Source organism: Streptomyces sp. AN091965 (assembly GCF_022698285.1).
Lineage (GTDB): Bacteria > Actinomycetota > Actinomycetes > Streptomycetales > Streptomycetaceae > Streptomyces.
The window spans coordinates 5,762,726-5,780,876 of the sequence record NZ_JALDMY010000001.1 but is presented as its reverse complement, the minus strand read 5'-3'; the positions used below and the strand labels follow the sequence as shown (position 1 = coordinate 5,780,876).

General features: G+C 69.4%; 16 protein-coding genes and 1 tRNA gene. 3 read left to right on the top strand and 14 right to left on the bottom strand.

The features are described 5' to 3' along the window. Positions 1 to 3 precede the first annotated feature (3 nt). The 11 genes from rpoB to MQV74_RS24550 all read right to left on the bottom strand — a co-directional run bounded on the left by rpoB (position 4) and on the right by MQV74_RS24550 (position 11,332). Positions 4 to 3,489, bottom strand: coding sequence for a DNA-directed RNA polymerase subunit beta (rpoB, locus tag MQV74_RS24600; protein ID WP_242721155.1), 3,486 nt, complete (start codon positions 3,487 to 3,489; stop codon positions 4 to 6). A gap of 605 nt (positions 3,490 to 4,094) precedes the next feature. Further along, a complete protein-coding gene (rplL, locus tag MQV74_RS24595) occupies positions 4,095 to 4,484 on the bottom strand; it encodes a 50S ribosomal protein L7/L12 (protein WP_172384593.1) in 390 nt (129 codons plus the stop codon). Positions 4,485 to 4,595: 111 nt separating this feature from the next. Continuing rightward, positions 4,596 to 5,123, bottom strand: a complete 528-nt coding sequence (rplJ, locus tag MQV74_RS24590; protein ID WP_030685499.1) for a 50S ribosomal protein L10 — start codon at positions 5,121 to 5,123, stop codon at positions 4,596 to 4,598. A 311-nt stretch (positions 5,124 to 5,434) separates the two neighbouring features. Beyond that, entirely contained in the window at positions 5,435 to 6,298 is an 864-nt protein-coding gene (locus MQV74_RS24585; protein ID WP_242721152.1) for an LppX_LprAFG lipoprotein, read from the bottom strand. Between the two features lie 125 nt (positions 6,299 to 6,423). After that, entirely contained in the window at positions 6,424 to 7,326 is a 903-nt protein-coding gene (locus MQV74_RS24580; protein WP_242721137.1) for a hypothetical protein, read from the bottom strand. A 228-nt stretch (positions 7,327 to 7,554) separates the two neighbouring features. After that, complete coding sequence (gene rplA, locus MQV74_RS24575) at positions 7,555 to 8,277, bottom strand: 50S ribosomal protein L1 (RefSeq protein WP_138961307.1); 723 nt, start codon at positions 8,275 to 8,277, stop codon at positions 7,555 to 7,557. 81 nt (positions 8,278 to 8,358) lie between these two features. After that, positions 8,359 to 8,793, bottom strand: a complete 435-nt coding sequence (rplK, locus tag MQV74_RS24570; protein ID WP_016645192.1) for a 50S ribosomal protein L11 — start codon at positions 8,791 to 8,793, stop codon at positions 8,359 to 8,361. A 272-nt stretch (positions 8,794 to 9,065) separates the two neighbouring features. Then, entirely contained in the window at positions 9,066 to 9,593 is a 528-nt protein-coding gene (locus MQV74_RS24565; protein ID WP_242721134.1) for a hypothetical protein, read from the bottom strand. A gap of 285 nt (positions 9,594 to 9,878) precedes the next feature. After that, positions 9,879 to 10,790, bottom strand: coding sequence for a transcription termination/antitermination protein NusG (nusG, locus tag MQV74_RS24560; RefSeq protein ID WP_242721131.1), 912 nt, complete (start codon positions 10,788 to 10,790; stop codon positions 9,879 to 9,881). A gap of 77 nt (positions 10,791 to 10,867) precedes the next feature. Continuing rightward, complete coding sequence (gene secE / locus MQV74_RS24555) at positions 10,868 to 11,152, bottom strand: preprotein translocase subunit SecE (protein WP_242721128.1); 285 nt, start codon at positions 11,150 to 11,152, stop codon at positions 10,868 to 10,870. Between the two features lie 107 nt (positions 11,153 to 11,259). Next, a tRNA-Trp gene (locus MQV74_RS24550) sits at positions 11,260 to 11,332 on the bottom strand. A 362-nt stretch (positions 11,333 to 11,694) separates the two neighbouring features. Here MQV74_RS24550 and MQV74_RS24545 point away from each other — a divergent pair. Further along, the gene (locus MQV74_RS24545) at positions 11,695 to 12,921 is read left to right on the top strand and encodes a pyridoxal phosphate-dependent aminotransferase (RefSeq protein ID WP_138961303.1); all 1,227 of its coding nucleotides are present in this window, start codon (positions 11,695 to 11,697) and stop codon (positions 12,919 to 12,921) included. Between the two features lie 129 nt (positions 12,922 to 13,050). Next, positions 13,051 to 14,070 carry an adenosine deaminase gene (locus MQV74_RS24540; protein WP_242721125.1) on the top strand — a complete coding sequence of 340 codons (1,020 nt, stop codon included), beginning with the start codon at positions 13,051 to 13,053 and terminating at the stop codon, positions 14,068 to 14,070. Here MQV74_RS24540 and MQV74_RS24535 read toward each other — a convergent pair. After that, positions 14,060 to 14,671, bottom strand: a complete 612-nt coding sequence (locus MQV74_RS24535) for a TetR/AcrR family transcriptional regulator (protein WP_242721122.1) — start codon at positions 14,669 to 14,671, stop codon at positions 14,060 to 14,062. The two genes, MQV74_RS24540 and MQV74_RS24535, sit on opposite strands and share 11 nt — an antisense overlap. Before the next feature lie 83 nt (positions 14,672 to 14,754). Between MQV74_RS24535 and MQV74_RS24530 the strand changes: the two genes are divergently transcribed. Continuing rightward, the gene (locus MQV74_RS24530; protein WP_242721119.1) at positions 14,755 to 15,393 is read left to right on the top strand and encodes an NAD(P)-dependent oxidoreductase; all 639 of its coding nucleotides are present in this window, start codon (positions 14,755 to 14,757) and stop codon (positions 15,391 to 15,393) included. A 45-nt stretch (positions 15,394 to 15,438) separates the two neighbouring features. Here MQV74_RS24530 and MQV74_RS24525 read toward each other — a convergent pair whose 3' ends face one another. Then, a complete protein-coding gene (locus tag MQV74_RS24525; protein ID WP_242721116.1) occupies positions 15,439 to 16,494 on the bottom strand; it encodes a UDP-N-acetylmuramate dehydrogenase in 1,056 nt (351 codons plus the stop codon). 120 nt (positions 16,495 to 16,614) lie between these two features. Further along, positions 16,615 to 18,063, bottom strand: a complete 1,449-nt coding sequence (locus tag MQV74_RS24520) for an MFS transporter (RefSeq protein ID WP_242721113.1) — start codon at positions 18,061 to 18,063, stop codon at positions 16,615 to 16,617. Positions 18,064 to 18,151 lie beyond the last annotated feature (88 nt).

Sequence of the window (18,151 nt, the reverse complement as noted above, 5' to 3'; positions counted from 1 at the left end):
CCGTCAGACCTCTTCGACGCTGCTCGGCTCGCGCCGGGACAGGTCGATACCGAGCTCCTCCGCGGCGCGGAAGACGTCCTCATCCGTGTCGCGCATCTCGATGGACATGCCGTCCGAGGACAGCACCTCCACGTTGAGGCACAGGGACTGCATTTCCTTGATGAGCACCTTGAAGGACTCGGGAATGCCGGGTTCGGGAATGTTCTCGCCCTTGACGATGGCCTCGTAGACCTTCACGCGGCCGGTGACGTCGTCGGACTTGATCGTCAGCAGTTCCTGGAGGGCGTACGCGGCGCCGTAAGCCTCCAGCGCCCACACCTCCATCTCACCGAAGCGCTGGCCACCGAACTGAGCCTTACCACCCAGCGGCTGCTGGGTGATCATGGAGTACGGACCGGTCGAGCGGGCGTGCAGCTTGTCGTCGACCAGGTGGTGCAGCTTGAGGATGTACATGTAGCCGACCGAGATCGGCTCCGGGAACGGCTCGCCGGAGCGGCCGTCGAACAGCGGGGCCTTACCGGTCGGAAGCACCATGCGCTCGCCGTCGCGGTTCGGGATCGTGTGCTCGAGGAGACCGGCCAGCTCGTCCTCGCGGGCGCCGTCGAACACCGGGGTGGCGACGTTGGTGCCCGGGGCGACCGAGTCGGCGCCGATCGCCTGCAGGCGCTCGGCCCACTCGTCGGCGAGGCCGGAGACGTCCCAGCCGCGGCTGGCGAGCCAGCCGAGGTGGATCTCCAGGACCTGTCCCGGGTTCATTCGGGACGGCACACCCAGCGGGTTGAGGATGATGTCGACCGGAGTTCCGTCCTCGAGGAACGGCATGTCCTCGATCGGAAGGATCTTCGAGATGACGCCCTTGTTGCCGTGACGGCCGGCGAGCTTGTCACCGTCGGTGATCTTGCGCTTCTGGGCCACGTAGACGCGGACCAGCTGGTTCACGCCCGGCGGGAGCTCGTCGCCCTCTTCGCGGTCGAAGACGCGGACGCCGATGACCTTGCCGATCTCACCGTGCGGCACCTTCAGGGAGGTGTCACGGACCTCGCGGGCCTTCTCACCGAAGATCGCGCGCAGCAGGCGCTCCTCCGGCGTCAGCTCGGTCTCACCCTTGGGCGTGACCTTGCCGACGAGGATGTCGCCGGCGACGACCTCGGCACCGATGCGGATGATGCCGCGCTCGTCGAGGTCGGCGAGGACCTCCTCGGAGACGTTCGGGATGTCCCGGGTGATCTCCTCGGGGCCCAGCTTGGTGTCACGGGCGTCGACCTCGTGCTCCTCGATGTGGATCGAGGAGAGGACGTCGTCCTGCACGAGGCGCTGCGACAGGATGATCGCGTCCTCGTAGTTGTGGCCCTCCCACGGCATGAAGGCCACGAGCAGGTTCTTGCCCAGGGCCATCTCGCCTTCCTGGGTGGCGGGACCGTCGGCGAGGACCTGGCCCTCGATGACGCGCGCGCCTTCCTCGACGATGACCTTCTGGTTCACCGAGGTGCCCTGGTTCGAGCGGGAGAACTTCGCGACGCGGTACGTGGTGTACGTGCCGTCGTCGTTCGTGACGGTGATGTAGTCCGCGGAGACCTCCTGGACCACACCCGCCTTCTCGGCCTTGATGACGTCACCGGCGTCGACGGCGCAGCGGTACTCCATGCCCGTACCGACGAGGGGGGCCTCGGCGGTGATCAGCGGCACGGCCTGGCGCATCATGTTCGCGCCCATGAGCGCGCGGTTGGCGTCGTCGTGCTCGAGGAAGGGGATCATCGCGGTCGCGACCGACACCATCTGGCGCGGCGAGACGTCCATGTAGTCCACGTCCGTCGGCGCGACGTAGTCGACCTCGCCGCCGCGGCGGCGGACCAGGACGCGGGCCTCGGCGAACCGGAGCTCGTCGGTCAGCGGCGCGTTGGCCTGGGCGATGACGAATCGGTCCTCTTCGTCAGCGGTCAGGTAGTCGACGTCGTCGGTGACCTGACCCTCGACGACCTTGCGGTACGGCGTCTCGATGAAGCCGAACGGGTTGATGCGGCCGTACGAGGCGAGCGAACCGATCAGACCGATGTTCGGGCCTTCGGGCGTCTCGATCGGACACATGCGGCCGTAGTGCGAGGGGTGCACGTCACGGACCTCGAAGCCCGCCCGCTCACGGGAGAGACCACCCGGACCGAGCGAGTTCAGACGCCGCTTGTGGGTGATGCCCGACAGCGGGTTGTTCTGGTCCATGAACTGCGACAGCTGGCTGGTGCCGAAGAACTCCTTGATGGAGGCGACGACCGGCCGGATGTTGATCAGGGTCTGCGGCGTGATCGCCTCGACGTCCTGGGTGGTCATGCGCTCGCGCACGACGCGCTCCATACGGGCGAGACCCGTACGGACCTGGTTCTGGATCAGCTCGCCGACGTTACGGATGCGGCGGTTGCCGAAGTGGTCGATGTCGTCGGTCTCGACGACGATGGACGCACCGCTGTCGCCCACGGTCTCGGTCTCACCGGCGTGCAGCTTCACCAGGTACTTGATCGAGGCGATGATGTCCTCGACCGTGAGGACGCCGGCCTCGAGCGGGGCGTCCGCGCCCAGCTTCTTGTTCACCTTGTAGCGGCCGACCTTCGCGAGGTCGTAGCGCTTCGGGTTGAAGTACAGGTTCTCGAGCAGCGTCTGCGCGGCCTCGCGGGTCGGCGGCTCGCCCGGACGGAGCTTGCGGTAGATGTCGAGCAGCGCGTCGTCCTGGCCCTGGGTGTGGTCCTTCTCCAGGGTGGCGCGCATGGACTCGTACTCGCCGAACTCCTCGAGGATCTGCTCGGTCGTCCAGCCGAGGGCCTTGAGCAGCACGGTGATCGACTGCTTGCGCTTGCGGTCGATGCGCACGCCGACCATGTCGCGCTTGTCGATCTCCATCTCCAGCCAGGCACCCCGGGACGGGATGATCTTGACCGAGAAGATGTCCTTGTCGGACGTCTTGTCGATGGAGGAGTCGAAGTAGACGCCGGGCGAACGGACGAGCTGCGACACCACGACACGCTCGGTGCCGTTGATGACGAAGGTGCCCTTGTTCGTCATGAGCGGGAAGTCGCCCATGAAGACCGTCTGGGACTTGATCTCGCCGGTCTCGTTGTTGGTGAACTCAGCGGTGACGAAGAGCGGGGCGGCGAACGTGAAGTCGCGCTCCTTGCACTCGTCGATGGAGTTCTTCGGGGGCTCGAAGCGGTGGTCCCGGAACGTCAGGGACATCGACCCGGAGAAGTCCTCGATCGGGGAGATCTCCTCGAAGATCTCCTCCAGACCGGACTTGGTGGGGACGTCCTGTCCGGACTCCAGAGCCGCCTCGACACGAGCCTTCCACGCGTCGTTGCCGAGCAGCCAGTCGAAGCTCTCGGTTTGCAGCGCAAGAAGGTTCGGAACCTCGAGGGGCTCCTTGATCTTTGCAAAGGAGATGCGCAGCGGGGCGGTGCTGGCGCCGTTGTTCGTATTCGCGGTCGAGGCAGTGCGCGAGGCGGCCAAGAGGGGGTCCTTCCGAGGGCTCGGACTCACTACGCGCGTACCGGTCCCAGCCCTGGCACGGAGGAGAGACGGTCCCGAAGTGGCCAAAAGGCCAGGTCAGAGCGGCTTCAACTCACGATGCTCACGGATGGGCATGCCCCTGGTGACGGGCAGGAGGCAGCTAACAGGCAGCGCAAAGGGTCAGTGTAGCCACCTGGCCCACTGATGTCCAGTGCGGGTTTCTGAAGACCCTCTGTGTTCTCAACACCTGCGGCAAGCCACGTCCTCAACGCACATCGATACTGCCCTCTTCGCCGCCGATCCATGCCTCGGATGCGGATCCTTGTGACGACGCGTCCTGAGAATTGCGCGCTGCGTGCGGTTCGTCAAGGCCCCCCTGCCCTGACAGGCTCCGATTCAGGAACGTTCGGAGTCCGCTCGGAGGCACAACGAAGATCACCATACTCGCCGGTGCCGACAGTGCAAGGCAGCCGTCACGGGAACGCCGAAGGGCGACCACCCAACTGGGTGATCGCCCTTCAGTGTGTGCGCGTTACAGCGCGGGAGCCGTGTGGTCCCTCACAGGACCACGAGGCTCGAGGAGTCGCGTACGACCCCGTGAGGTGTTACTTGACCTCGACGGAGGCGCCGGCGCCCTTGAGGGCCTCGGCGGCCTTCTCCGCGGCGTCCTTGGCGACCTTCTCGAGGACCGGCTTCGGGGTGCCGTCGACGAGGTCCTTGGCCTCCTTCAGACCCAGGGAGGTCAGCTCACGCACGACCTTGATGACCTGGATCTTCTTGTCGCCGGCGCCGGTGAGGATGACGTCGAACTCGTCCTTCTCCTCCTCGGCAGCGGCGGCGGCGCCACCAGCGGCACCACCGGCGACGACGACCGGCGCGGCAGCGGCGGCGGTGACGTCGAACTTCTCCTCGAAGGCCTTCACGAACTCGGAGAGCTCGATGAGGGTCATCTCCTCGAACTGCGCGAGCAGCTCGTCCTGGGTGAGCTTCGCCATGATGGCGGTCCTTCCACTAATTCGGCAGGTGCCGGATGTACTGGTGTGGCGGGCGTACGTCTGGCCCGCTGTGACCGTCGCCGTCAGACGGCGGTCAATGTGCGAGCCGAGTTACTCGGCACCGCCCTGCTCGTCCTGCTTGGCACGGAGCGCGTCCACGGTGCGGACGAGCTTCGACGGCAGCGCCTGGAAGACAGAGGCAGCCTGAGACTGCTTGCCCTTGAAGGCACCGGCCAGCTTGGAGAGCAGAACCTCGCGGGACTCGAGGTCCGCAAGCTTCTTGATGTCGTCGGCGGACAGCGCCTTGCCGTCCAGAACGCCGCCCTTGATGACAAGAGCGGGGTTCTCCTTGGCGAAGTCACGCAGACCCTTCGCCGCCTCGACCGGGTCACCGGTCACGAAGGCGACAGCGGTCGAGCCCTTGAGGTGCTCGTCCAGCTGAATCCCGGCCTCGTTGGCCGCGATCTTGGTCAGCGTGTTCTTCACCACACGGTACTGAGCGTTGTCGCCGAGAGAACGACGGAGCTGCTTGAGCTGCGCCACGCTCAGTCCGGTGTAAGAAGTCACAACAGCAGCGTTGGAGTCGCGCAGCTTCTGCGTGATCTCCTCGACGGCTGCGACCTTGTCGGACGTCGCCATGAGCCTCGGCCTCCTTCCGGGGTGATGATCCTCGACTGACCCTTCTCGATCAGCCGTGTCGCCGGACCGCCTGAATCAGGCACAAGGAAGGGGCTCTGCACAAAACGAAACGCCCCGGCGCAGGCGCACGGGGCGTGAGCTCGACCGGACACTGACGCGTCCAGGAGCACTTCCTCGGTCACCTGCGCGGGTCGTCCGCAGTTCAGCGGATCCTTCGGCCGCCGCGCACTCTCACGAGCACACGACAACGACCAGCGGTCTTTGGCTTCTCCGGAAGGCTACGCGAACGGGGCCGCGTCAGGCAAATCGGGTCAGCCCTTGGCACCCGCGCCCTTCATCATCTCGGCGAGGTCCATGACCTGGCTCTTCGGCGGCGCCGTGACCGTCACCGGCTTGTTCACGTCGAAGAACGTGATCGTCATGTCGAACTTGCCCTTGTCGCCCTTGCCCTGGGTGCGGAACTGCTTCGCCCGGTCGTCACCGTCGATCCACATGTCCATCGAGAGCTTCTCGATGCCCATGGCCTCGAACTTCTCGATGTTCTTCGTCCGGCTCGCCCGCGTCTTCGCGTCCTCGTCCTTCAGGTCCGCGCGGAGGTCGGCCAGGGTGACCGTGCCCTTGTAGCGGGTGGTCTCGACGCCGTCGACCTTCTCCTCGCCGACCTTCTTCACGTCCTTGGAGCCGGTCAGGAAGGCGGCCTCCTCGGCCGGGTTCTTCTCGGCCTGGCTGGACATGGAGGAGCCCGCGGGCTCGCCCGCGCCCTGCTTCTGCATGGCCTTGGCGTCGAACTTCATCCAGCTCTTGCCGTCCGTCTCGGCGGTGGGCTTGCCACCGCCGAGGTACAGGCCGCCGTCGACGAGCCGGATCTCGGCCTTCTGACCCGGCTGGTCGAGCGAGGTCATCTTCATCCGCATGGCGAGCGGCTTCGCCGTCATCGACGCCTCGGCCTGCACGCGCCCGTCGCCGGGCACCTGGCCCTTCATGCGGAAGCTGAACGACTTCAGCCGCTCGCTGTTCTTCGCGGCCTTCTTCACGGCCGCGGCAGGCGAGAGGTCGTCCCCCGCGCCGTCCGACTTCTTCTCCGTGCCGCAGCCCACCGCACCACCGGCGAGCAGCAGGGCCGCCACGGCGGCCCCCACCGCCCTCTTACGACCCTTACGTACGGAAACGATCATTACCCCACCCCTAGGAACATTTGATCCATTTATTGCGGTGGGCTGAGGTTACCTGACGGACGCGCGCGGGGGCTCGGGGATATCTTCCGAGGTCAGACCGAGATCGGGCCGCTATCGGACCGAGATCAGGTGGCGGGCTGACGGTTCATCAGGTCCTTGAAGTCGGCGGTGTCGGCCGCGGGCGGCTCCTCGGCGGAGACCGCGGTGCCGTAGTCGCTGTAGTACGCGGTCGCGGCCAGCTCGCCGGTCTTCATCTGGCCCTTCTCGACCTTCTTGACCAGCAGGTTCTCGTCGTTGACCCAGATGTCGACGGTCTCGGTGGTGACGCCCGCCTGCTCCAGCTGCCGCTTCATGTCGGAGAGCTGGGAGGCGCTGAGGCCGGAGGACTTCTCCGCGAGCTCGGCGACGTCGACGGTGCCCGAGTAGTGCGTGGTGTTCACGCCCCGGACCTTCTCCTCGCCGACCTTCTTCACGTCACCGGAGGCGAGCAGCATCTTCACCGACTGGTGCGGCGTGCTGTTCTGCATCGCGTCCTTCATGTACGCGCCCGAGCCGCCGCCGACCCGCTCCAGGTCGTCGTACGCGTACTTCACCCAGTGCTTGCCGTCGGCCTGCGCGGCGAAGCGGTCGCCCATCTTCGCGTAGTACGCGTCGGGCAGATAGCGGGCCTCCATCGAGGTGCTGCCCGTCTGGCGCATCGTTTCCGCGAGCTGGCCGCCGGTGTACGTGATCGTCATGTTGCCGGTGAGGCCGTCCTGCCAGCCGAGGACGCCGCTGGCCTTCATGGACATCACCGAGCCCATGGTGGTCTCGGACTCCACCTTGGCCGAGTCCGCCTTGTCGGTGGACTTCTCGATGGTGCGCAGGGCGGCTATCGGGCCGGCGCCGAGGCCGCCGCCCCCGCCCTTGCCGGAGGAGCCCTTGGAGTCGCTGTCCGAGCCGTCCGACGAGCCACAGGCGGTGATGCCGGTCAGTGCCGTCGCGGCCGCGATCGCCAGCGCCACGCGGCGTACTGTCGTGCCGTTCATGTCGTCCCACCCCTTGCGTCCATGGAGAGCCAGCACGCTAGCGCGGCCCACCCCCCGGCGTCCTCCGTACGTAGTCGACATCACGTACGGCGAAGTCACTTGCGGAGAAAGCTCGTTCACGGGAAAACCCGTTCCCCCAGCATCTACCCGTACAACGGGACGGGTCCCGCACCACGAATGGTTGCGGGACCCGTCGGATACGCGCCAGACGCGCGGCTGCCGTCAGTGTCAGACGGCGGCCGGGTCCTCCTCGACGAGGAGGTTGCGGGTGCGGTTGGAGTCGACCGGAATGCCGGGGCCCATCGTGGTGGTGATGGCGGCCTTCTTGATGTAGCGACCCTTGGCGGCCGACGGCTTCAGACGGAGGATCTCCTCCAGGGCCGCGGCGTAGTTCTCCACCAGCTTGGTGTCGTCGAAGGACACCTTGCCGATGATGAAGTGCAGGTTCGAGTGCTTGTCGACGCGGAACTCGATCTTGCCGCCCTTGATGTCGTTGACAGCCTTGACGACATCGGGGGTCACGGTGCCGGTCTTCGGGTTCGGCATCAGACCACGCGGACCGAGCACGCGGCCGAGGCGGCCGACCTTGCCCATGAGGTCCGGCGTGGCGACGACGGCGTCGAAGTCCAGGCGGCCCTTGGAGACCTCGTCGATCAGCTCGTCGGCGCCGACGATGTCGGCCCCGGCGGCTTCCGCGGCCGCAGCACGGTCACCGGTCGCGAAGACCAGGACCCGGGCGGTCTTACCGGTGCCGTGCGGGAGGTTCACGGTGCCACGGACCATCTGGTCGGCCTTGCGCGGGTCGACACCCAGACGGAAGGCGACCTCGACGGTGCCGTCGAACTTGGTCGAGGAGGTCTCCTTGGCGAGACGGACGGCCTCGAGCGGGGCGTACAGCTTCTCCCGGTCGATCTTGGCGTCCGCAGCGCGGAGAGTCTTGCTGCGCTTCACTTCGTACTCCTGAGGTTCAGGTTTGGAGTTCGTGGTCCGGGCCAGCGCTGGCCCTGCCACTCAAGGTCAAACGGGGGAGGATCAGCCCTCGACCGTGATGCCCATGGAACGGGCGGTGCCGGCGATGATCTTCGACGCGGCGTCCAGGTCGTTCGCGTTGAGGTCGGGCATCTTGGTGGTGGCGATCTCGCGGACCTGCGCCTCGGTGATCTTGGCGACCTTGGTCTTGTGCGGCTCGCCGGAGCCCTTCTCCACGCCCGCGGCCTTGAGGATCATCTTCGCGGCCGGCGGGGTCTTGGTGATGAAGGTGAAGGAGCGGTCTTCGTAGACCGTGATCTCCACCGGGATCACCCAGCCACGCTGCGACTCGGTCGCGGCGTTGTAGGCCTTGCAGAACTCCATGATGTTCACGCCGTGCTGGCCCAGCGCGGGGCCGACAGGCGGGGCCGGGTTGGCGGCGCCGGCCTGGATCTGGAGCTTGATCAGCCCCGTGACCTTCTTCTTCTTGGGAGGCATTGCTCTCTCCGGGTCCTAGTGAGAGTGTTGAGCAGCCCCCTCCGACATGATCCAGCGGCGTTCCGCGACGACCGTCACACGATCGTCTGGATCATTTGGATGGAGGCATACCGCCCTACGATAACGGGTAACGCGCTGGGGCCCAAACCGGCCCCCGAGCAGGCCCGTGGGCCCGCCCCCGTGTGACGGGCCCACGGACGTATCGGTGGCCCCGCTCGGCGAGGGCCGGGAGGGCGACCCCCGCCGAGCGAGCATGGGAAGCGCGGCTCGGCTCAGCAGCGCTTGGACGTCAGCGCCTGGCCCGGCAGCGGGTCGCCGGGGGCGCGCAGCTGGCCGATCGCCGCGGTGCACTCGGCGGCGGTGGCGGCGGGCAGCGACCAGAACTCCGCGCTGTTGGTGCGGTTCCACCAGTCCTGGCCGACGATCTCGTCCCGGGAGTAGCTGTAGACGCCGGTGCTGACGTCGTAGTCCTTGATTTTGTCGCGGAAGCTCTTCCACACCCACACGTAGCCGTAGTTCTTCTTGCACGAGGGCGAGTAGAACTGCTTGACCGATGCCGCGTGCGCGCCGCCCCGGTCGATGTAGGCGGTGGCCCCGATCTGGTACGCGTCGGCACAGACCCCCGCGGCCTGTGCCTTGGCGCTCCTCGGGTTGCCGTCCGCGGAGGGCGCCGTCGACTGGGGCGCGACCCCGCGGGCGCCGGGCGCGGGGGCGGGGCCGGTGCCGGCGAGCGCGGAGCCGCCGCCGAGCAGGACGAAGGCACAGGCAGAGGCGGCGATCGCGGTCTTGCGAGCTCTCATGAGGTGTCCCCTTGCTCGTGGTGAGTGAGCCCATCCGGCCATAGCGCAGCAGAGCACCACAAATCGCCGCGCCAGGGTCGCAGGAATCCCCTTGGGCGTGGGTGGTGCGTCGTGGAGAGCGGCGGGAGGCCGGAAGGTTCCGTCTATCAGGTCAGACAGCCCGAGCCGCCCGATGGTTGTGGTGCGGAACACATTTACTTGCCCCGGGCCCGTGCGGGGGCATGCGACAGGGCCCCCGCCCGGCGGAAGTCCGCTGGTCGGGGGCCCTGTCGGAAGAGCGTCGCGTCAGTTCTTCTGGATCTGGTCGAAGCTGAGCTCGACCGGGGTCTCGCGGCCGAAGATCTCGACGAGGCCCTTGACCTTCTTCGAGTCGGCGTTGATCTCGTTGATCGTGGCCTGGAGCGTGGCGAAGGGGCCGTCGGTGACGGTGACCGAGTCGCCGACCTCGAAGTCCAGGACCTGGACCTCGACCTTGCGCTGCGGGGCGGGCTTGCCCTCGGCCTCGGCGGCCTCGCGGGCTGCCTTCTCCTCGGCCTCCGGGGCGAGCATCTTGACGATCTCGTCCAGGGTCAGCGGGTACGGGTCGTAGGCGTTGCCCACGAAGCCGGTGACGCCGGGGGTGTTGCGGACGACGCCCCAGGACTCGTTCGTCAGGTCCATGCGCACCAGGACGTAGCCGGGGAGCTTGTTCTGACGGATCGTCTTGCGCTCGCCGTTCTTGATCTGGGCGACCTCTTCCTGCGGCACCTCGGCCTGGAAGATGAAGTCCTCGACGTTGAGCGAGACGGCGCGCTGCTCGAGGTTGGTCTTCACGCGGTTCTCGTAACCGGCGTAGGTGTGGATGACGTACCACTCGCCGGGCAGGCCGCGCAGCTCGTCACGGAGGGCGGCGACGGGGTCGACCGGCTCGGCGGGCTCCGCCTCCTCGACGTCGGCGTCGGCCTCGTCCTCGACGGACTCGGCGGCAGCGGCGTCCTCGTCGAGCTCGGCGACGGCGTCGTCGTCCTCGTCGGTCTCCGCGACGGCCTCGGCCTCGTCGTCCTCGTGCACAGCGGCTTCTTCGGCAGCCTCACCGGCGGCGGCGTCGGCAGCCTCGACCTCGTCCGGGTCCACGGCGTCCGCCGCCTCGACGATGTCGATCTGGTCCTCCACGGACTCCGCCGACTCGATGGCGTCGTTCAGGTTCGGGTCAGACACGGTGGCTGCTTCTTCCTGGATGCATGGGGGTGGAACGCGCGAAAGGGACGCCTGGTGCGGCGCCCTTCGCTTTCGGCCTAGCCGAAGACGTACTTGATGAGGTGGCTGAAGCCGTAGTCAATCACGGTCACCAGACCGATCATGATGACGACGAAGACGATCACGACGGTGGTGTACGTCGTGAGCTGGTTCCGGGTGGGCCAGACGACCTTGCGAAGCTCGGCGACGATCTGGCGGTAGAAGAGCGCGAGACGGCCCAGGGGGCCCTTCTTGCCGCGCTTGCCGCCCTTGCGGCTCTTCTTGGACTCCGGCGCCTCGTCCTGGGCATCAGGCATGTCGATGGAGCCCACGGCGTCCGTCACTCGTCCTCACCTGATTCCGGGTCGTGGCCGTGCCGCGCCCGGTTGAGCCGCACGGCGGTGCAATGCAGTACGTACATGCGCACACATCCTGGCGAAGGAGTGTGTAGCAGGGCCGGAGGGACTTGAACCCCCAACCGCTGGTTTTGGAGACCAGTGCTCTACCAATTGAGCTACGACCCTTTGGTTTCCCCCAACCTACCGCATCCGACCATGTGCACGGAGTGCGGTGGAAGGAGCGGCCGGTGAGGGCCAACGACGAGTGAGTGTACGTGGTCCGGAGCGCCCCGTCGAACAGCTTGGGTTCCGCCGGTCGTTCCGGGGGCGCTCGCGGGTCCGGCGGGCGCCCCGCGAGCGGCCGGACCAGGGGCGGGTCGGGGGCGGGCCGGGGCCGTCGGCGAAGGCGACCCGGCGCCGGGAGAGGGGCGGGGCCGAGGCCCGGGACGGGGCGGAGCCGAGGCCGGGAGCGGGGCGGGGCCGAGGCCCGGCGGGCCATCCGGCAAACCCGTGTGCCCGGGCCCCTCGGGGTCTGGAACGATGGGCGCATGAGCGCTGTCACTCCACCCACCGAGCGCCGGGTCTCCGCCCGAGTCGGCGCGATCTCCGAGTCCGCGACCCTCGCCGTCGACGCCAAGGCCAAGGCCCTCAAGGCCGCCGGGCGCCCGGTGATCGGTTTCGGCGCGGGCGAGCCCGACTTCCCGACCCCGGACTACATCGTCGAGGCGGCCGTCGAGGCCTGCAAGAACCCGAAGTACCACCGGTACACCCCGGCAGGCGGCCTGCCCGAGCTGAAGGCCGCGATCGCCGCGAAGACGCTGCGCGACTCGGGCTACGAGCCCGAGGCCGCCCAGATCCTCGTCACCAACGGCGGCAAGCAGGCCATCTACGAGGCCTTCGCCGCGATCCTCGACCCGGGTGACGAGGTCATCGTCCCGGCGCCGTACTGGACGACGTACCCGGAGTCGATCCGTCTCGCGGGCGGCGTCCCGGTCGACGTCGTCGCCGACGAGACCACCGGTTACCGCGTCTCGGTCGAGCAGCTGGAGGCCGCGCGCACGGAGAAGACCAAGGTCGTCCTCTTCGTGTCGCCGTCGAACCCGACGGGCGCGGTCTACAGCCGCGAGGACGCGGAGGCCATCGGCCGCTGGGCGCACGAGCACGGCCTGTGGGTGATGACCGACGAGATCTACGAGCACCTCGTCTACGGAGACGCCGAGTTCACGTCGCTGCCCGCGCTCCTGCCCGAGCTGCGCGACAAGTGCATCGTGGTGAACGGCGTCGCGAAGACGTACGCGATGACCGGCTGGCGCGTGGGGTGGATCATCGGCCCGAAGGACGTGGTGAAGGCCGCGACGAACCTCCAGTCGCACGCCACCTCCAACGTCTCCAACGTCGCGCAGGCCGCCGCCATCGCCGCCGTCTCCGGCGATCTGACCGCCGTCGAGAAGATGCGCGAGGCCTTCGACCGCCGCCGCAGGACGATCGTGCGGATGCTGAACGAGATCGACGGCGTCGTCTGCCCCGAGCCCGAGGGCGCCTTCTACGCGTACCCGTCGGTGAAGGGCCTCATCGGCAAGGAGATCCGCGGCAAGCGCCCGCAGGACTCCGTCGAGCTGGCCGCGCTGATCCTGGACGAGGTCGAGGTCGCGGTCGTCCCGGGCGAGGCCTTCGGCACGCCGGGCTATCTGCGCCTGTCGTACGCCCTCGGTGACGAGGACCTCGTCGAGGGCGTCTCGCGGATCCAGAAGCTGCTCGCGGAGGCGCGGGACTGACCCGCCGCCGCCCCGGGGAACGGGCCCGCCGCATCACGTGATGCGGCGGGCCCGTTCCTTCGTTCGGTGACGTACCTCATGGGAAGAAGCGGCTACCGGGACCGGGGGTGCGTACGGCAAGATCCTGGAATGGAGCGTGTACGAGACGTCAGCGAGCTGCCCAAAGCCCATCTGCACCTGCACTTCACCGGGTCGATGCGGCCCTCCACCCTCCTGGAGCTCGCCGACAAGTACGGCGTCCATCTGCCGGCCGCGCTGACCGGCGGGACCCCGCCGAAGCTGCGCGCCACCGACGAGCGCGGCTGGTTCCGCTTCCAGCGGCTCTACGACATCGCGCGGTCCTGTCTGCGCGAGCCGGAGGACATCCAGCGGCTGGTGCGGGAGGCCGCGCAGGAGGACCTCAGGGACGGTTCCGGTTGGCTGGAGATCCAGGTCGACCCGACGTCGTACGCGCCCCGGCTCGGCGGGCTCATCCCGGCCCTGGAAGTCATCCTGGACGCCGTCGACAGCGCCTCGCGCGAGACCGGCCTGGGGATGCGCGTCCTGGTCGCCGCGAACCGCATGAAGCACCCGCTGGACGCGCGCACGCTGGCCCGGCTCGCGGTCCGGTACGCCGACCGCGGCATCGTCGGCTTCGGCCTGTCCAACGACGAGCGGCGCGGCATGGCCCGGGACTTCGACCGGGCCTTCGCGATCGCGCGGGAGGGCGGCCTGCTCGCGGCCCCGCACGGCGGTGAGCTGACGGGCCCCGCCTCGGTGCGCGACTGCCTCGACGACCTGCACGCGCGCCGCATCGGCCACGGCGTGCGCGCGGCCGAGGACCCGCGGCTCCTGAAGAAGCTCGCGGAGCGCGGTGTGACCTGCGAGGTGTGCCCGGCGTCGAACGTGGCCCTCGGTGTCTACGAGAAGCCCGAGGACGTGCCCCTGCGCACGCTGTACGACGCCGGGGTGCCCATGGCGCTGGGGGCCGACGACCCGCTCCTGTTCGGCTCGCGGCTCGCCGCGCAGTACGAGATCGCGCGGCGCCACCACGGCTTCAGCGACGCCGAGCTCGCCGAGCTCGCGCGGCAGTCGGTGCGCGGCTCGGCCGCCCCCGCCGGGGTGCAGGAGAAGCTGCTCGCCGGGATCGACGGGTGGATCAGCGGCTGACGCCGGCCAGGAGCGTGCGGGCGATCCCCGCGGCGAAGGCGTCCACGGGCTGCGGGGGCCGCTTGCCGACCGTGGCGTCGTAGGCGAAGGCGCGCTGGGCGCAGGCGCCCAGGAGCAGCGAGGCCGCGGCGAAGGTGTCGGCGTCGGGGCCGATGCGGCCCGCGTCGCGTTCGGCCCGCAGATAGGTGTCCAGGGCCTCGATGGGCATGTGGGGGCCCATGCCGCGCTCGCGCATGGCGTCGTCGTGGCGGCGCTTGAGCTTGGTCTCCGCGTACAGGGAGGCGGCGACCGGGAAGCTCTGTGCGTAGAACTCGCAGGCCAGGACGGCGATCTCGGTGAGGTTCTGCTCGACGGTGCGCTCCCCCGGCTCCTCGATGAGGCGGCGAAGGAGCGGTCCGAGGCGCGGCAGGCGCTCCTGGAGGACGCCGACGAACAGGTCTTCCTTGCTCGTGAAGTGCTTGTAGAGCGCGGCTTCGGAGCAGCCCGCGGCCTTCGCGATCTCCTTGGTGGTGGCCCGGGCGAGACCGAGCGTGACCATGAGCTCGTGGGCCGCGTCGAGGATGCGTTCGCGCGTGGGCCGCTGCGGTGCCTGCCGTTCCATGAACCGTCCAAACGGGCTTGACGACGGGGTGAGTGCGTACTCACTCTAGTGGTGAGTGAATACTTACCCACCTGGAGGGCGCGATGAGGATCACGGTGTTCGGGGCGAGCGGCGGCATCGGCGGGGAGATCGTCCGGCAGGGCCTCGCGGCGGGGCACGAGGTCACGGCGGTGGTGCGCGACCCGGCGCGCCTGGCGGCGACCGGGGACCGCCTGGAGGTGTTCCGCTCCGGCCTCACGGACCCGGAGGAGCTGCGCGGGGCCGTGGCGGGGCGGGACGCGGTGCTCTCCGGCCTGGGGGCGCGCGGACGCGAGGACGCGCGCGCGGGGATCGCGACGCGCCTCACCGTGCCGGTGCTGCGCGCCATGGAGGCGGAGGGCGTGCGCCGCCTCCTGGTGGTGAGCGCGGCGCCGCTGGCCCCGGCGGCGGAGCGCGAGCCGCTCGCCGACCGCGCCATGATGGCCGTGGTGAGCAGGGTGCTCAAGCCGGTGTACGCGGATCTGCGCGTCCTGGAGGGCGAGCTGGCGCGCAGCGCGACGGACTGGACGTCCGTCCGCCCACCGCGGCTCCTCGACAAGCCGCTGACGGGCGTCTACCGCACGGCCGTCGGGCGCAATCCGCGCGGCGCCCGGCAGATCGGCAGGGCCGACGTGGCGCACGCCATGCTGACGATGATCGACGACCCGGCGACGGTGAAGCAGGGCGTGGGCGTGGCGTACTGAGCGCCCCCGGGGCCTGCGGGCTCATCGGGCTCTACGGGGGCGGCGCTACAGGCTGACGCCCACCGTCACCGGCTCGTTGACGAGCGTGACCCCGAAGGCGTCCCGTACGCCCGCGACGACCTCGCGCGCCAGGTCGAGCAGGTCCTGCGTGGTGGCGCCGCCGCGGTTGGTGAGGGCCAGCGTGTGCTTGGTGGAGATGCGGGCGGGGCCCTGGCCGTAGCCCTTGGGGAACCCGGCCCTGTCGATGAGCCAGGCGGCGGAGGTCTTCACGTGGCCGTCGCCCGCGGGGAAGGCGGGCGGGGCGACATCCGGGCCGAGCCGGTCGGCCACGCGCGCGTGGAAGGCGGCGAACTCCGCGTCGGTGAGGATCGGGTTGGTGAAGAACGACCCGGCCGACCAGCTGTCGTGGTCCTCGGCGTCGAGCACCATGCCTTTACCCGCGCGCAGCTTCAGGACGGTCTCGCGGGCGACGGCCGCCGGGACGCGGTCGCCGACCTCGACGCCGAGCGTGCGGGCCGTCTCCGCGTACCGGATGGGGGCGCTCATGCCGTCCGCGTCCTCCAGCGCGAAGCGCACGCGCAGGACCACATAGCGCTCGGGGTCGGCCTTGAAGCGGCTGTGGCGGTACGAGAACACGCACTCCTCGTTCGAGAGGGTGACCGTCTCGTGGGTCCTGCGGTCGTACGCGACCACTTCGGTGATGGTCTGGGAGACCTCCTGGCCGTACGCGCCCACGTTCTGGATGGGGGTCGCGCCCGCGGAGCCGGGGATCCCGGCGAGGCACTCGACGCCCGCGAGGCCGGCCGCGACGGTCCGCTCCACGGCGTCCGTCCACACCTCGCCCGCCGCGAGCTCCAGCGTGGTGCCGTCGAGCGCGAAGCCGGTGGTGGCGATGCGCAGCGCGGTTCCGGCGAAGCCCTTGTCGCCGATGACCAGGTTGCTGCCGCCGCCGATGAGCAGCAGCGGCGTACCGGAGGCGTCGGCCTCGCGGACGGCGGCGACCACCTCGGCGTCGGTCGTCGCGGTGATCAGCCGGTCGGCGGGGCCGCCGAGCCGGAAGGTGGTCAGCGGGGCGAGGGGGGCGTCGTCAAGTACCTGCACGCACACCAGGGTATGCGGGCCCGCTCCCCCACCCGGGCGGCGGGCCTCCGGGACACCGGGCGGGGAAGCAAGGAACCCACCCGCCCAGGAGGGGCGGGTGGGTTCCTGGGCGCTACGGCCTCACGCGCTGACCGGCACCCGGTCCTCCGCCGCCGCAGGGACGCCGGAGCCGTCGGCCTGCCCGGCCCGCCCGGCCCGGCGGCCCGGCAGCAGCGCCGCGGCGGCGGCCGCCAGGGCGACGACTCCCGCGCCCACCCACAGCGCGGGCTCCAGCCCGTCCACGAACGCCCGCGGCGACTCGTACCCGCCCTGCGCGGAGAAGACCGAGGCGAGGACGGCGATGCCGAGCGCGCCGCCCACCTCGCGCAGCGCGTTGTTCGCTCCGGAGGCGATGCCCTGCTCGGCGGGGCGGACGCTGGACATGACCAGGCTCGCGGCCGGGGCGAAGTACAGGGCCATGCCGATCCCGCTGATGATCAGGGCGGGCAGCTGGGCGGCGTACGACACGTCCGGGGAGACGATCATGGCGAACCAGCCGAGGCCCACGGCCTGGAACGCGAGGCCCGCGGTGACGACCGGGCGGCCGCCGATGCGGTCGGAGAGGTACCCGGCGATGGGGGCGACGATCATCGGCATGCCGGTCCAGGGCAGCATCCGCAGCCCCGCCTCGGTCGGCGAGTAGCCGAGCACGCCCTGGAGGAACTGGCTGAGCAGGAAGATCGAGCCGAACATCCCGACGAACATCAGCAGGCTGGCGGCGTTGATCGCGGAGAAGGCACGGTTGCGGAACAGCCGCATGGGCAGCATCGGGGCCCGGTTGTGGATGCCGTGGTGCACGAACCCGGCGAGCAGCGCGCCGCCCGCGATCAGGCCGGTCAGGACGGGCGCGCTGGTCCAGCCGTCGACGTTGCCGCGGATCAGGGCGTAGACGATGCCGAACAGACCGCCGCTGGCGAGCAGGGTGCCGGCGATGTCGAGCCGGGCGCCGGTGCCGTACGACTCGGTGAGGCGCAGGCGGGCCAGCGGCAGCAGGGCGATGCCCAGCGGAACGTTCAGCCAGAAGATCCACTGCCAGGACACGTGTTCGGTCAGGGCGCCGCCGATGAGCGGCCCGCTGGCGACCGCGAGGCCGTTGACGGCCCCCCAGATCCCGTACGCCATGCCGCGCTTGGCCGCGGGCACGGCGGCCGTGAGCAGGGTGAGGGTGAGCGGCATCATGATGGCCGCGCCGACGCCCTGCACCGCGCGGGCCGCGATCAGCTCCTCCAGGCCGGGCGCGAGGGCGGCGGCCGCGGAGGCCGCGGTGAAGACGGCGAGGCCCGCCCCGAAGAGCTTGCGGCGTCCGAACCGGTCCCCCAGGGCCGCGCCGAACATCAGGAGCACGGCGAAGGTGAGGGTGTAGGCGCTCACCGTCCACTCCAGGTCCTCGAGCCCGCCGCCGAGGTCCTCCCGGATGGAGGGCAGCGCGGTCGTGACGACGAGGTTGTCCAGGGCCGCCATGAACCCGGCGACGCTGGTGATGACGAGGGCCCACACGACTCTTCCGCGCGGTGCTGCTTGCTGTGACATCGCTCCCCCAGAGACTGTTTTACAGACGCCGTCTTTGCAGACGCCGTTTTGGTTAGTAATTGATGACTAACTTCTGCGGGCAGAAGAA

Coding starts and splice junctions, on each gene's coding strand:
- rplJ (WP_030685499.1), bottom strand. CDS start 5,123: ATGGCGACGTCCGACAAGGTCGCAGCCGTCGAGGAGATCACGCAGAAG.
- MQV74_RS24565 (WP_242721134.1), bottom strand. CDS start 9,593: ATGAGAGCTCGCAAGACCGCGATCGCCGCCTCTGCCTGTGCCTTCGTC.
- MQV74_RS24535 (WP_242721122.1), bottom strand. CDS start 14,671: ATGGAACGGCAGGCACCGCAGCGGCCCACGCGCGAACGCATCCTCGAC.
- MQV74_RS24530 (WP_242721119.1), top strand. CDS start 14,755: ATGAGGATCACGGTGTTCGGGGCGAGCGGCGGCATCGGCGGGGAGATC.
- rplL (WP_172384593.1), bottom strand. CDS start 4,484: ATGGCGAAGCTCACCCAGGACGAGCTGCTCGCGCAGTTCGAGGAGATG.
- MQV74_RS24585 (WP_242721152.1), bottom strand. CDS start 6,298: ATGATCGTTTCCGTACGTAAGGGTCGTAAGAGGGCGGTGGGGGCCGCC.
- MQV74_RS24520 (WP_242721113.1), bottom strand. CDS start 18,063: ATGTCACAGCAAGCAGCACCGCGCGGAAGAGTCGTGTGGGCCCTCGTC.
- MQV74_RS24580 (WP_242721137.1), bottom strand. CDS start 7,326: ATGAACGGCACGACAGTACGCCGCGTGGCGCTGGCGATCGCGGCCGCG.
- MQV74_RS24540 (WP_242721125.1), top strand. CDS start 13,051: ATGGAGCGTGTACGAGACGTCAGCGAGCTGCCCAAAGCCCATCTGCAC.
- rplK (WP_016645192.1), bottom strand. CDS start 8,793: ATGCCTCCCAAGAAGAAGAAGGTCACGGGGCTGATCAAGCTCCAGATC.
- MQV74_RS24545 (WP_138961303.1), top strand. CDS start 11,695: ATGAGCGCTGTCACTCCACCCACCGAGCGCCGGGTCTCCGCCCGAGTC.